Source organism: Sphingomonas pruni NBRC 15498 (genome assembly GCF_001598455.1).
GTDB classification, from domain to species: Bacteria; Pseudomonadota; Alphaproteobacteria; order Sphingomonadales; family Sphingomonadaceae; genus Sphingomonas; species Sphingomonas pruni.
Map to the genome: position 1 here is coordinate 91,474 of NZ_BCYZ01000006.1, position 13,329 is coordinate 104,802.

Annotated in this window: 11 protein-coding genes; 5 read left to right on the top strand and 6 right to left on the bottom strand. The window is 58.8% G+C overall.

Translation table 11 applies throughout. From position 1 onward, the window contains the following. Positions 1–7: 7 nt before the first annotated feature. Together SPR01S_RS02840 and SPR01S_RS02845 are read right to left on the bottom strand one after the other, a co-directional pair. A complete protein-coding gene (locus SPR01S_RS02840) occupies positions 8–634 on the bottom strand; it encodes a polysaccharide biosynthesis/export family protein (protein ID WP_169803356.1) in 627 nt (208 codons plus the stop codon). Positions 635–704: 70 nt separating this feature from the next. Continuing rightward, entirely contained in the window at positions 705–2,177 is a 1,473-nt protein-coding gene (locus SPR01S_RS02845) for an O-antigen ligase family protein (RefSeq protein ID WP_066584621.1), read from the bottom strand. 181 nt (positions 2,178–2,358) lie between these two features. Between SPR01S_RS02845 and gmd the strand changes: the two genes are divergently transcribed. From gmd to SPR01S_RS02875, 5 genes are all read left to right on the top strand, one after another. After that, entirely contained in the window at positions 2,359–3,423 is a 1,065-nt protein-coding gene (gmd, locus tag SPR01S_RS02850) for a GDP-mannose 4,6-dehydratase (protein ID WP_066584623.1), read from the top strand. A gap of 35 nt (positions 3,424–3,458) precedes the next feature. Continuing rightward, positions 3,459–4,538 carry a glycosyltransferase family 4 protein gene (locus SPR01S_RS02855; RefSeq protein WP_066584625.1) on the top strand — a complete coding sequence of 360 codons (1,080 nt, stop codon included), beginning with the start codon at positions 3,459–3,461 and terminating at the stop codon, positions 4,536–4,538. Next, a complete protein-coding gene (locus SPR01S_RS02860) occupies positions 4,535–5,494 on the top strand; it encodes a GDP-mannose 4,6-dehydratase (RefSeq protein ID WP_066584630.1) in 960 nt (319 codons plus the stop codon). Before SPR01S_RS02855 ends, SPR01S_RS02860 begins: the two co-directional genes overlap by 4 nt. A 639-nt stretch (positions 5,495–6,133) precedes the next feature. Then, positions 6,134–7,183 (top strand): acyltransferase family protein, encoded by a 1,050-nt coding sequence (locus SPR01S_RS21115; protein ID WP_169803358.1) that lies wholly within the window; start codon positions 6,134–6,136, stop codon positions 7,181–7,183. Positions 7,184–7,644: 461 nt separating this feature from the next. After that, positions 7,645–8,774 (top strand): IS3 family transposase gene (locus SPR01S_RS02875; protein WP_157081894.1). Its coding sequence is split into 2 segments (ribosomal slippage): positions 7,645–7,897 and positions 7,897–8,774, totalling 1,131 coding nucleotides; the frame shifts between segments, so codons are not numbered across the junction. Positions 8,775–8,848: 74 nt separating this feature from the next. Here the strand turns inward: SPR01S_RS02875 and SPR01S_RS02880 are convergent. From SPR01S_RS02880 to SPR01S_RS02895, 4 genes are all read right to left on the bottom strand, one after another. Next, positions 8,849–9,622 carry a glycosyltransferase family 2 protein gene (locus tag SPR01S_RS02880; protein WP_084250887.1) on the bottom strand — a complete coding sequence of 258 codons (774 nt, stop codon included), beginning with the start codon at positions 9,620–9,622 and terminating at the stop codon, positions 8,849–8,851. Next, positions 9,619–11,070: a hypothetical protein gene (locus SPR01S_RS02885; RefSeq protein WP_066584642.1), complete on the bottom strand. Its 1,452-nt coding sequence runs from the start codon at positions 11,068–11,070 to the stop codon at positions 9,619–9,621. The genes SPR01S_RS02880 and SPR01S_RS02885 overlap by 4 nt, the downstream gene beginning before the upstream one ends. 181 nt (positions 11,071–11,251) lie before the next feature. Further along, positions 11,252–12,412, bottom strand: a complete 1,161-nt coding sequence (locus tag SPR01S_RS21120) for a glycosyltransferase family 4 protein (RefSeq protein WP_169803359.1) — start codon at positions 12,410–12,412, stop codon at positions 11,252–11,254. Continuing rightward, positions 12,409–13,329, bottom strand: coding sequence for a glycosyltransferase family 2 protein (locus tag SPR01S_RS02895; protein ID WP_066584648.1), 921 nt, complete (start codon positions 13,327–13,329; stop codon positions 12,409–12,411). The genes SPR01S_RS21120 and SPR01S_RS02895 overlap by 4 nt, the downstream gene beginning before the upstream one ends.

A 13,329-nucleotide genomic window follows, 5' to 3' on the forward strand; every position in this document is an offset into this window, starting at 1 on the left:
GAAAGCCTTACTTGCGGGTGATCTGATAAAAGATGCCGAGCACGGGGGCTATCGACACCAGATCCTTGAAGAGCTGGCGTCCAGGGTTGTCGCCGACCACGATCAAGTCGTTGCCGTATATCTCGGGATCCGACGCACGGGCTCCACGGATATCTTTGAGGTTGAACCGCGCGACTAGTCTCTTACCGTTTACAGTGCGGAAAACCAATGCCTCGCTGAGGCGAGCGTTGTCTGAAGGTCCACCAGCTGCCGCTATCATGCGGATCAGGGTGGTGCGGCCCACGACAGGATATTGGCCAGATTTTATAACTGCGCCTTCGACGGTAACCAAGGCACTCACAGCCTCGGTCACGGTGACCGAGACCTGCGGGTTACGGACGTAGCGTTTATCCAGTGCTGCAGCGATCTTACCCGATAGCGAAAGTGGCGTCTCACCGATGGCCGGAACCTGACCGATCAGCGGCATGGCCAGATTGCCTGTGCCGTCGACCTGACCGTTGGTTGTCAGATCGGGAACACCGAACACGGTGACAGTGAGCTTGTCGAGCGGACCGATGCGATAGTCGGCTTGGTCGCGTGTCATGTCCTGAACGGACGGCACCGGAAGTTCTGTCTCTGCGGTGGCGGCGGACACGGTCTCGGGCTTGTAATTGGGACCGGCGCACGCGCTCAGAGCCCCTACGAGGGCGTATGTTGCGATAAGCTTACGAGTAATGATCGCCTCCCTGCGCCGCAATACCACGGCCGACTTCTTTGATGGGTACCATATCATTCTGTTGATACACTCCGAAATCGACTTCGCCCAGATCGCCGCCCAATCGGGGCCGGCTGCTCGACTTTCCGTTGCGCGGAGCTGTGATGAATGCGGCAAGGAAACCGAACAGACAGGAGATCGTTCCCGTGCGCAGCGGATAGTCGCCTAAGCCATGAGCTGAGATCAGTGCTATAAACAGTGCCGAGGTTGCCTGTTGCCGGCGCACGCGCGAGGATTTGTTCCCCATGTACCAGATGAGTATCACGCGAACTGCGAACCAGGTTAGGAAGGCAAGGATTAATAGTATTCCAACTAAGCCACCTTCGATCGCAGTCTGCAAATAATCCTGATGAGCCTGATTCCAGTATCCGAAGCTCAGCGTATTTGGAGGTTCATAGCTCTTGAAGATGGGTTCGAACGTGCCCAAGCCCGATCCGAACGGAAAAAAATCGCTCGCTGCATGGACGAGTTGGGGAATGAACTCGATCCGATCTTGCGTCCCGTCCTCTATCTGAAAGCGGTTCGAAAGTAGGCGTCCGCTAAGCACGAGGCCTAGTCCGCTGACCAGCGTCAACGTCGCTATCGCCGCTCCGCCGAGTACGTGACGACGCTTCAGCCCGACACGTTCCAGGGGCAGCATAGCAAGTCCGGCGAGCAGCGCGATGACCGAGAAAATTGCCGCAGCGCGAGAACTAGTGCCCGCAATGCCGAATAGCATCACGCAGATTGCGAGAACGCATGCAATCGCAGCGGGGGCGATGATCCGCCCCGTTGCCGTCATTGAATCGGCCAACCAAGCCAGAGCGATGACGATTCCGCCTGCGAGGAAGAGACCGAGATGATTGGCGTTTGCAAAGAATCCAACGCTCGAATCGTCATTGGTGATCGCGTAAAAATAAACCTGGCTGCCGGCGCCGAGGGCGAGCTGGACAAGCCCTAACACGGCGCTCACCAACGCCCAAGCGAGCATCGCGCGCAGAATAATCGTCCGGCCCGGATAATCGAGATGCGACCCGAGCAGCCATGCGGCGAACGGCACGAACAGAGCAAGCAGGAAATCGAGCGTACGGCTTGGCGACAGGCTGATCGGCAGCCAAGGCTTGTCGCCAAGCGCGGTGAAGACCTGTTTCGCAAGGCCGCGCCCGGGAAGCGCCGTCCAGACAGACCATGGTAGAGGAATGAGCTGGACGAGAGGTAACGCGAACAGGACTGCCCAGAAGATCAGCTCGCCGCGTTCGACCCAAATCGCCGAACGGTGGCGCGGCCAGAATAGGTATACGATGGCAGCCAGCGCGGTGAGGCGCGGCAGGATCGTGGTGCCGACCTCATAACGCGACGCCCCGCCAAAAAGGACTGCGACCGTCAGCAGGACAAGCCCCGCATAGAGCGTCTGTGGCCGATTGGTGTTGAACGGACTGGGCAAACTTCCTCCGGTGGTCTTTTCGCTGCCGCTGCAAACCCATGAAGGAACGGCCCTAGCCGTTGCAGCTGCCGCTGCCAAGCTTGGTGCTGTGGAACTACAGGCCTTGCTTTTGACCGTGGGAGGACTACCCGGACTGGTGACCATCCACCGGCGGGTAGCGGCGTAGCAGAAGGGACGGAAGTTGAGCAGCAAGAAAGCGGTCATCACCGGAATTACCGGCCAAGATGGCGCATATCTGGCGGAATTCCTACTTGCCAAAGGCTATGAGGTGCATGGTCTGAGGCGCCGGTCATCGTCGTTCAACACGGGCCGTATCGACCACCTCTACGACGATCCGCACGTCGAAGGGGTGCGCCTGTTCCTCCATTATTCGGACATGACCGACGCATCCAATATCGGCCGCGTCATTGCCGAAATCGAGCCCGATGAAGTCTACAACCTGGCAGCGCAGAGCCATGTTGCGGTAAGCTTCGAGACGCCCGAATATACAGCCAATGCCGACGGCGTCGGTGTCGCGCGCGTGCTGGAGGCGATCCGCGTCGCCGGACTGGTCGACAAGACCCGGTTCTACCAAGCCTCGACATCGGAGCTGTTCGGGAAGGTCCGCGAAGTGCCACAGACCGAAAACACGCCTTTCTATCCGCGCAGCCCCTATGCCGTCGCGAAGCTGTACGGCTATTGGATCACCGTGAATTACCGCGAAGCCTATGGGATGCATGCCTCCAACGGCATCCTGTTCAATCATGAGAGCCCGTTGCGCGGCGAGACTTTCGTCACGCGCAAGATCACGCGCGGGGTCGCGGCGATCCGCCACGGCCATCAGGACATGCTGTACCTGGGCAATCTCGACGCGCAGCGCGACTGGGGCCATGCCCGTGACTATGTCGAGGGGATGTGGCGCATCCTGCAGCAGCCGGAAGGCGATGATTACGTGCTGGCCACTGGAAAGACCCACAGCGTGCGTAGCTTCGTCGAACGCGCGTTCTCGATAGCCGGGATCACCATCGCCTGGGAAGGCGAAGGGATCGACGAGATCGGCCGTTGTAGCGAAAGTGGCCGCATATTGGTGCAGATCGACCCGCGCTATTTCCGGCCGACGGAGGTGGACCTGTTGATTGGCGACGCATCCAAGGCCAGGCGCGTGCTCGGCTGGACCCCGACCACCTCGCTCGATGCACTGATCACCGAAATGGTCGAAGCCGACCTCAGACAAGCCGCAGGACAAAGCAACCGGGGCCGGGTCTGATGGAAGCGGCCGCGCCAAAGGGGCGGCGGGTGTTAATGTTGCTGACCGATGCCTGGGGCGGGCATGGGGGCATCGCGCAATATAACCGTGACGTGATCGAGGCTATGTGCCTCGACCCGACGATCGGGGAAATCGTGGCGCTGCCGCGTATCGCTAAATTGCCGCTGGTCAGCGATTTGCCAGACAAGCTCGATTTTGATCTTTCGGGGCTCGGTGGGTTCAGGGCCTATATCTACGCAGCAATGCGCGCGATGCGCAGCGGGCGGTATGACCTCGTCTATTGTGCCCATCTCAACCTGCTGCCGCTGGCGCGCGTCGTCGCGAGCCTTCTCCGCAAGCCGCTGGTTCTCGCCATTTACGGGATTGACGCCTGGGAGCCGAGCCGGCGCATCTGGTCGCGGCGGCTGGCGAGCTCCGCCGATCATGTGATGTCGATCAGCCAGGTGACGCTAGACCGCTTCCGCTCGTGGGCGCCCTATCCCGATGCGGCGACGACCCTGATGCCGAATGCGATCCATCTCGACGAATTCGCCGTCGGACCTAAGAGTAGTGCTTTAGAAAAGCGTTACGGTCTTGCAGGGCGGAAAGTCATCATGACGTTCGGGCGTTTGGCCGGAAGCGAGCGCTATAAAGGCTTTGACCGTATAATCGAGACGATGCCCGCCATCGTGGCGCGGCGGCCGGACGCCAGCTACGTGATCGCTGGCGACGGCGAAGATCGCGGACGCCTGGAGCAGAGGGTAAGAGATCTCGGTCTCATCGATCATGTCATCTTCACGGGCATGGTGCGCGAGGAAGAGAAGGCTGACCATTATCGCCTGGCCGACGTCTATGCGATGCCGAGCCGGGGTGAGGGATTCGGGTTCGTCCTGCTCGAAGCTATGGCCTGCGGCATTCCGTCGATCGGCAGTACTCGCGACGGCACGCGCGAGGCCATGCGCGAGGGCCTGCTCGGCGCCATCGTCGATCCGCAGAATGACGAGGCCGTGATCGACGCGGTAATAGCCGCCTTCGACTGCCCGCGCGCGATACCTACCGGCCTCGACCATTTCGCGTTTCCGGCGTTCGCCGAGCGATTGACAGCGATGACCGGTAAGCTGATGGCCGGGGCATGAGCAGGCCCGTGGCGATCATCTGGGGCATTGGCGGTCAAGACGGCGCCTATCTGGCGCGGCTGCTGCTCGAAAAGGGCTATCGCGTCCACGGTACCAGCCGCGCCACGGGAGTTCCCGTCAACCTGCGGCGTCTCGGCATTGCAGAGGATATCGCGCTTCATGCCGTCGATCCGACGGATGCGCCGCGGGTGGGCGAAGCGATCGCTGCGGCTGCGCCCGATGAGATCTATTACCTGGCGAGCCAGAGCTCTGTCGGACGTTCGTTCGCCGAGCCAGAAGCGACCTTCGCGGGCGCTGCGCTGGGCCTGCTCAACGTTCTCGAGGCGGCGCGGCATAAGGCACCCGCCGCCGCTTTGCTCAACGCCGCATCGGGCGACTGTTTCGGCGAGACCGCGACGGCTGCGACCGAAACGACGCGCTTCGCACCGCGCAGCCCCTATGCCGCGGCCAAGTGTAGCGCACACCTGCTGATCGAGGCCAATCGGGTGGCCTATGGGCAGCGAGTCTGCTCCGCTTTCCTCTTTCCCCACGAATCGCCGCTGCGGCCCGACAGCTTCGTCATTGGAAAGTTGATGGCGGCGATCCGTCGCTTCGCCGCGGGCGACCGTGCGCCACTCGAATTAGGCGACCTCGGCGTAGTGCGCGACTGGGGATGGGCGCCCGACTTCGTTGCGGCGATGTGGGCGATGCTCCAGCGCGGCACGCCGGAGGACCTGATCTTGGCGACGGGCACGAGCATGCGGCTAGAGGATTTCGTGGCCGCCGCATTCGCGGCGATCGGACTCAACTGGCGCGACCATGTGCAGTGCGTAGCCGGGCTGCACCGACCAGCCGATATCGCCCAACAACGCGCGAATCCCTCGCGCGCCGCCAAGCTAATTGGCTGGCGGCCGAGCGTGGCGGGCGAGGAATTGCCAAAGCTATTGGTAGCCCAAGCCCTTTCGCAGGCTGCGTGATCATAGTCGGTTCAGGTGATACAACCTATTACTGAGCTTTCTGACTATCAGCCGCAATGCAACGCCGGCCCGGTCGAATGTGAGATGTGTGGTCCCGGTAAATGGTAGATCGGGTCTGAGGTAAGGCGTCTGGGTTCTTTCTGCCATATTCTACATTGGGTCGGCATGGCATGAGCCCCCCGAATGCTTTGAGTCCGCGGCCGAAGGTGTAGGCGGCGGTGAACTTGTCGAGGTGCTGCAGGAGTTGGGCGTGTTGGTCCTATTGGCAGCGTTCGGGATCCAGGCCTGGAGCGCTACGGGCATTCGTCCAAAGGCTGCGACACGTGGCGTCGAAAAGGCGACCACTACCCCTTGTATCTTGATCGGCAGCGAGGCCGGTCGTGAGTCCTGCTAACCTGTTGCGACGGTCGTCGAGCTGCCCTTCGTCCATTCGGGGAAAGCCTTTGGTTCATGCCGTGCCGGGAAGCTAGGGCCGTCAGGCTCTCTTTGACTGTGATCGGTCGACAGACCGCTCCGGTTGCCTGACCCTCCTGCAGAGTACCTCGCGCATAGCGCCTCGTTCCGCTATCGCGTGAAGTATGCCCGAGACCAACTCTCTAGACGCAGATGTCCCGCGCTGATAACCCGGGTAAGGTGAACATGGCGTCAGAAATCGGCAGGCGCAGGTTCGCCGCGATCGAAGGATATCGAGGTATAGCCGCCTTAGCCGTTGCGGCAGGCCATTCGGTAGTTTTCTTCGGCAATTGCGCGCCTTGGCATTCATATTTGGCGGTGGATTTTTTCTTCATCCTAAGCGGAGCCGTCTTGGCTCATAGTTACGATGCTCGACTAATGGATGGCCGCTTAAGTCCTTGGGAATTTATCAAGCTTCGCGCACTGCGGCTTTACCCTGTTATCGTAATGGCCACCCTCGCGGCAATTGTCGTTCATAGTCTTATTTTTGCCGCGCATAGCGGTGCGACGCCGTTTCGTAATTATGGATCATTACTCTGGTCAGGGCTGCTGACTACCCTGCTCGTTCCGCAGTTTTGGATGGGGGAATTTTATCCGATAAATCAACCGTTTTGGTCACTTCTATTTGAGCTAATTGTCAACGTTTTATTTGTGACTACGTTCCGACTATTGTGGGGATGGCGGCTGATCGCGATTATAGCTCTTTCCTATTTAGCGATGATTATTCTAACGCCGTCGTCGAAGAGCTTTGTACAGGGTTTTCACACCGAATATGCGGCACTCGCGCTCTCTCGGGCAACCTACGGATTTTTTGTCGGGGTCTTCATCTCGCGATCTACTAGGGGAAAGCCCCTCAATGCCAATGCTCCATTTCTAGCTGGCGCTTTGGTATTGGCAGTGATATTTTGGGCACCTGCGCTCACTGCTGTTCATTTCGATCTTGCTGCGACCTTATTACTGCTGCCGCCAGTCGCGTGGCTAGCTGTGAAGATCGAACCTGTCGGAATTTTGGAGAGTTCGGCACGATTCATGGGCAAGGTCTCTTACCCCCTATACGCGTTCAACTTGCCGTTTGTGCTTTTCGCTGCTGCCTGCGTAAAAGTAGCCGGGTTGCGGACGGTGGCGGCCGGTTGGCTAATTGGTGTCGCTTTCCTGTTGGCGTCTGTTCTGACAGCTTACGCGGTCGATCGCTTAGCTGACGAGCCGCTACGAGCGCGGCTGAAAAAAATCCTTTAAATGATGCCACGTCCGTTGGTCGGGGTGAGTTGCGCTTGGTTTTTGCGGACGCGTGGCTAGCCAATCTTGGCCTGCTTCTCAGCGTAGCTGGCACTGAGATAGCGCAGAATCAAGTGCCTCGGCACCGAGTTTAGAAGCGCTCATTATGATCGGCCAGATCTGCGATTATCTGCTGGCAGGAACAATATTGGTTTGCTCCCCACAGAGATGTGACCGATCGAGTATAGTCCAAAAGCGGGCGTACGGAATAAATTGAAGCATGTTCAGCTAAAGGCAGATTATCGCGAGAACTAAAAGCCCGGGACGGCGGCGGCACACCTATGCCGTAGGGTGGTTCGTCGACCTTCTAAAAGTAGAAGTCGACGTACGGCGCGCTGCAGTTTGACGTCCTCCCTATTTTTTCATCCATGTTGAGTGAGAGTTTTCCGGCCCTTTGACGTTTCTGAGCAAGGAGCTGGGATATGAAGAAGTCGCGTTATTCAGAAGAGCAGATTGCGTTCGCGCTGAAGCAAGCGGAGGCGGGAACACCGGTCGCCGAGGTGATCCGCCGGATGGGGGTGTCGGAACAGACCTTCTACCGGTGGAAGAAGGTATATGGCGGGCTGGGCGTGGGCGAGCTGCGCCGGGTGAAGCAGCTCGAGGACGAGAACCGCAAGCTCAAGCAGCTGGTCGCCGACCTGAGTCTCGACAAGCACATCCTCCAGGATGTTCTGGCAAAAAAGCTCTGACGCCTGGGCGTCGGCGCGAGATCGTCGCGCACGTCCAGGCGTCCCAGGGTGTCAGCGAGAGGCGCAGTTGCCTTGCGCTGGGTGTTGACCGCTCGTCGGTGCGATACGTGTCGCACAAGTCGGATCAGGCGCCGTTGCGTCTGCGTATCCGCGATCTGGCGGCTGCGCGGATGCGGTACGGTTACTTCCGCATCTACATCCTGTTGCGCCGGGAGGGGTGGTTGGTGAACCATAAACGGGTTTACCGGCTTTATCGGGAAGATGGCTTGAGCCTGCGGCTCAGGCGCCCTCGTCGCAACGTCAGCGCTGCGCAGCGTGAGCGTCAACCGGCGGCCGCGGGGCCGAACGAGATGTGGTCGATGGACTTTGTCTCGGATGCGCTGTTCGACGGTCGCCGGCTGCGGGCGCTGACGGTGGTTGACGCGTTCACACGAGAGGCGCTGGCGATCGACGTCGACCAGGGTATCAAGGGTGAGCAGGTGGTCGAGACTATGGTGCGGATCGCATCGGTGCGTGGCGCACCCAAGACCATCCGCGTCGACAACGGTCCCGAGTTTATCTCGAAGGTGCTCGACCGCTGGGCATACGAAAACGGCGTCACGCTCGACTTCTCGCGGCCCGGTAAGCCGACCGACAATGCCTTTGTGGAGTCGTTCAATGGTCGCCTGCGTGACGAGTGCTTGAACGCCCACTGGTTCCTGTCGCTAGCCGACGCCCGGGCCAAGATCGAGGCCTGGCGGCGAGACTATAATGAGAGCCGTCCTCACACGGCTCTTGGCTGGCTGACGCCAGCCGAATATGCTGCATCCGCCGGGATTAATCCCGGCGGATGCAGGCCGGAAGCTCGCATCATGCCTGGATGAAAAACCGGGGGACCCTCAAAAGGGCCGGAAAACTCTCACTCAACATGGATGAAAAAATAGGGAGGACGTCACCGTCAACGCCTAAAGAGGTTTCTTGCACTCCGGGCTAGCGTTAAAACGACGTGGCCGCCCGGAATCGCTCCGATCCGCTGAATCAACTGCTCACGCTTGGCGCCAGGATTAAACGAATAAGCTTCACCAATGTGTCTAAAGGTTTCGGGTCCCCGCTTTACCGCAACGACCATATCAGCGCGCGTCGACACTGCACGGTTCATGGCTAGCTCCATCTTGGTCATCGGAATGCCCTCGGCATAATAACCAACGATATCGTGGAAGTTCCGTCGCTTGACGTGGGGCGTATCGGTATAAACACCGCGAGCAACGCTCTCGATCTCGCCATTGTCGTTGAGATCTGGAATCAGTATATCAAATTGAGATCCATCTACTTCGCGCGTTTCCGCTACCGCAAGGTTGCTGCGCTCGCGAAAAGCTATCATTCCAATGTCTGGATGACATTGCAATGTGCGGATCACATCTCTAAGGAAATCTGGTTCTCCAACGAAGAGCCAGTCATCCTGTAACTGCAGGATGAAGTCGCCGGACGCGGCTCGGACACCCTTGTTGGTGTTAGCTCCCAATCCTTGGTTCCGCGTCGCGCAGAGGCTCACATCAAAACTGAGCCCGCGAATGATCGCTTGGTGGAATTCGTGGCTTGCGTCATCACAGAGGATCAATTCCAATCGGTCGCGGGGATAATTTATTCGTGCGAGAAATGATTCGTAGGTCGCGACTAGCGTGTGAGCACGATTGTAGGTCAGGAAGAGAACTGATACCTTAGGCAATATCATGCCCTGCGCTCCTTGAGTAAGTTGCGGATCGGAAGGAGCGGGAGCGCCGCGATCGCCAGATAAGGCAGCGCTAAGATTAGTGATGCAATCAGCAATGCGTCTCCTCCACCGCCCAACCAATTGATAAGCCAGCGCGTGACCAGAAACGCCCCGGCCGCGAGTGCACCGGCGGCTAATGTGCGTAGGGTTTCGCGCAAAATTGTCATGACGCGTAGTTGTCCGCCAATTGCTAATGCCATTGGTAGGGCGAGACCTACCAATTCGCCCAAGAAGGCGGCAGCGCTAATCCGTAGCAGTTCGCTCTGCCCAGTCAGCAGAACATAAATTAAAGCGGCCGCGGGCAACTGGGCGAACATCCCGGTAGTCCATATTCGGGGCGTATTGCGGTACTGCAGGAACGACGCTGCGATCAGATAGGTGGGCGCTAACACCAAGGGGGCGAGCATGATGGCTAGGATGAGAGGGTCGAACAAACCCGATTTACCGGTCCAAAGCCGGACGAAAATTTCTCCTCCGGCGAGCAGCGCACCAGCTATGCAGGCCGCAGTCGCAGCAATCTGCCATCCTATCAGGTCGAGTAGGCGCTCCGCCACACCTTCCTCGCCGCGAATCGCGAGGCGTGCGGCTTCCATGCCGAGCACGTTCGTGACCTTAATGATGATGGTCCGAATGACGTTGCTCAGCGTCCGCAAGAGCACAAAGATGGCGAGCACGCTAGAGCCCGCGGCGGTATGGCTGTTGAGTAATAGGATTGGTCCCTGATTTAAAATAGTTATGGGGATGTAGGGGGCAGCGAACGCGAGGGACGTACGAAGCGCGCCTCGCATGTCTTCGGAGAGGGGGGACCGGAAGCGATAGCGGTAGTGTGGCATCGTTCGGGTGATGTCCGCCATCATAAGAAATAGACCTAAGCATGTACCAAACGTATGGCCAGCCGCAGCACCGACGAGGTTGCGGCCGATCAGCAACCCGAGGATTGTCCCGAGAATCCGCAGTAGATCGACGAAAGCATTGATCGTGCTTCCACGGGCAAAACGCAAGTTAGCGCGGTAGACCGACATCGCGTTTGCGAAGACCAGTTTAACTCCTGTCGCGATAACTAAAAGGCCAAGCACCAGGGGCGCTTCCGTATCGAATTGGCGAGCATTTAAGCCGACGAAATTCTGCAGTGATGGGGAGATCGCTATGATCATTCCGCCTAGAGCGGCAACACTGCCGATGATTAGAAAAATGGTGTTTGCCCGCTGATAAAGCCGGACTGATAATGCCAGATTGTCACGTTCGCGGGCGTGCACCACCATGTTGGAGAAGTTCATCAAGCAGCCGAAATCGAGCACTGACAGCAGCGCCGATAGCGACATCGCAACAGACCAATATTCGAACCCGGCGACTCCCAGCACACGCAGAGCCAGTCCGGTGAGGAAGAGGCGGTCAATGAAACTGGTCATGACCGATAGGAATTGCGTTACAACATCGAGGCCAACGCGGAACGCGCCTGAAGGCGCACCCAATCGTGCAATCATCGCTTCATGACCAGTCCCGACGTCGAGTAGGAATGTATTGCACCGCTCTCGATGCCTAGTAATCGAATTCTAGATGCGCGCTGTAGCATGATGGCGAGTCTCGTCATTAGCTGCTGCCCCCGGGTGAAGCGCTCCTGATGGTCAAGCTATGGAAAAGTTCGGCCATGTCGGCGCGCGCTGTGGAGGTCGCGACGAAATGTTCGGCCATTGCCCGTGCGCCAGCACGCCAAGCGGAGTATTCAGTCGGCGCCATCGCGGCGAGCCGTTCGATTGCCGCAGCGAGTGCGGTTGGATTCGGGAGCGGAATGTCGAACCCCGCATTGGCTGCCTCGAGATCCTGCCACGGAGTGCGATCTCCAATGAGGACCGGGGTGCCGGCGCACAACGCTTCGAAGATCGCATGACCGAAATTCTCCGAGCGTGATGGCATGAACATCACTTCCTGCGCCGCCATTGCGGCGGGAACCGTTTCATTCCTAAGTTCGCCTTCGCGGTGCGCGGTGACGTTGGAGGGTAGGGCGGAGATCAATTCTTGGCAACGCGTCCAATAGGCCGCATCACTAATCGGACCATAGATGGTGAGGTGGACACGCTTTTTGACGAGCGCCAAGGCTTCCAGCGCTACGTCGAGACCCTTGACCGGTGAGATGCGGCCGAGAAAAGCAAGACGGAATAGGTTCCCGGGCTCATAAGGGGGCAGCGGGAAGAGGGGGCGAACATTGGTGATTTGCTCAATCCGGTTTTTCGGAAAGAGTTTGCGCGTGTCGGCCTTCTCACTGTCGCTGGTGACATGGAAGACTATGTCGCGCGCTAACCCGAACACTTTCACCACGGCGTGATAAAGGGTTTTACGAGCTTTCTTCAATCCCAGCGCCCCAGATGAGAATTCGCCACGCGGAGAAAGTATTATCGGCGTTTGTGGTATCTTGCGGCAACGCCGCCCCACAAGAAGCGGAATGGTAAATTCCCTGTCGAAGAAACTATTGGTGAACACTACGTCGTGGGGCGTCTCGCGAAGCAATTGAGCGAGTCCTGTCGCGCCGCGCCGGCTAACGGGCAAATAGTGTATGTTTGCCCAGCCAAGGTCCCGCCAGCCGTCGCTCGGTACTAGTGGCTCAGCAGCGCCGACTGGCCGGTCGCGCGCGACGAGAAGGAAGTCGAAGCTATCAGCGAGTGTCTCGCACATGGCCCTTACACTCAGGTTTGGGCCGGCCGATTCGTGACCGGGCCAGAAGGCACCGATCAACACCAAGATGCGAGGCTTCACTGATTCGGTCCGGGCAAAAGCTCGGTGAAGCCATAGCGATCCGCCAGCCATTGAGGCAGCGATCCCTCACCATGTTCGGCGATCTGGCGCCGAGCCTCGTCGATTTTTGCGTCGATTAACATGAAAAACCAGAACCCATGGAGAGAATGCCAGACCAATCCTTGCCGCCCGTCGAGAACGCCAAGTCGCAGAAAGTAGCGATATAGGAAGTAGAGCCAGGACCGCAGATAGAGCGGAGCTTTGCCGAAAACCTCTTCGCGGAGCCAGCGCTTGACGCGCGCTCTACGATTGGCGGGCATTGGCTCGGTCGGGATGAGGCCGATTTGGCGCCCGACGAAGTCGATCATATGGCGCGTCGCGTAGCGATTGTGCTTGTCGGTCCAGGCGCCGATCGTCTGCAGGTTTTCGTCCACGAAATCGCCGCGCGTGAAGTGCGCTGCCTGGCCGTGTAAAAGCTGGAGATGCTCATCCATCCAGCGCTGCTCCATCCGGGCAGCACCAGTGCGAAACAGTCGGAGCAGGTAAACTGGATAGTAGGTTCCCCAGCGAATCCATCGGCCTCGAAAGATCATCTTACGTTTGAATATGACTCCGGTCGTTTCGGCGTTGAGCGTTGGCAGGCGCTCCTCGATCTCGGAGATCAGTGCCGGCTCGAAATATTCATCAGCGTCGACGCGAATAACCCAACCAGTGGTGATTGGGATGGCGTCGAGCGCCCATTGAAACTGCTCGGCCTGGTTGACGAAGCGGCGATGATAGACCTCGGCTCCCGCTGCCAGCGCGATCGCCACGGTGTCGTCGGCCGAGTAACTGTCGACCACAACGACCTTCGCGCACCAACTCTTTAGGCGTTCGACGCAGCGACCGATATGGAGCGTCTCATTATAAGCGAGGACGATCGCAGTGATGTCGGCCAC

What these genes read in the sequence shown, in the direction of transcription:
- SPR01S_RS02855 (WP_066584625.1), top strand. Translation starts at nt 3,459, where the DNA reads ATGTTGCTGACCGATGCCTGGGGCGGGCATGGGGGCATCGCGCAATAT.
- SPR01S_RS02860 (WP_066584630.1), top strand. Translation starts at nt 4,535, where the DNA reads ATGAGCAGGCCCGTGGCGATCATCTGGGGCATTGGCGGTCAAGACGGC.
- SPR01S_RS21115 (WP_169803358.1), top strand. Translation starts at nt 6,134, where the DNA reads ATGGCGTCAGAAATCGGCAGGCGCAGGTTCGCCGCGATCGAAGGATAT.
- SPR01S_RS02880 (WP_084250887.1), bottom strand. Translation starts at nt 9,622, where the DNA reads ATGATATTGCCTAAGGTATCAGTTCTCTTCCTGACCTACAATCGTGCT.
- SPR01S_RS02885 (WP_066584642.1), bottom strand. Translation starts at nt 11,070, where the DNA reads ATGACCAGTTTCATTGACCGCCTCTTCCTCACCGGACTGGCTCTGCGT.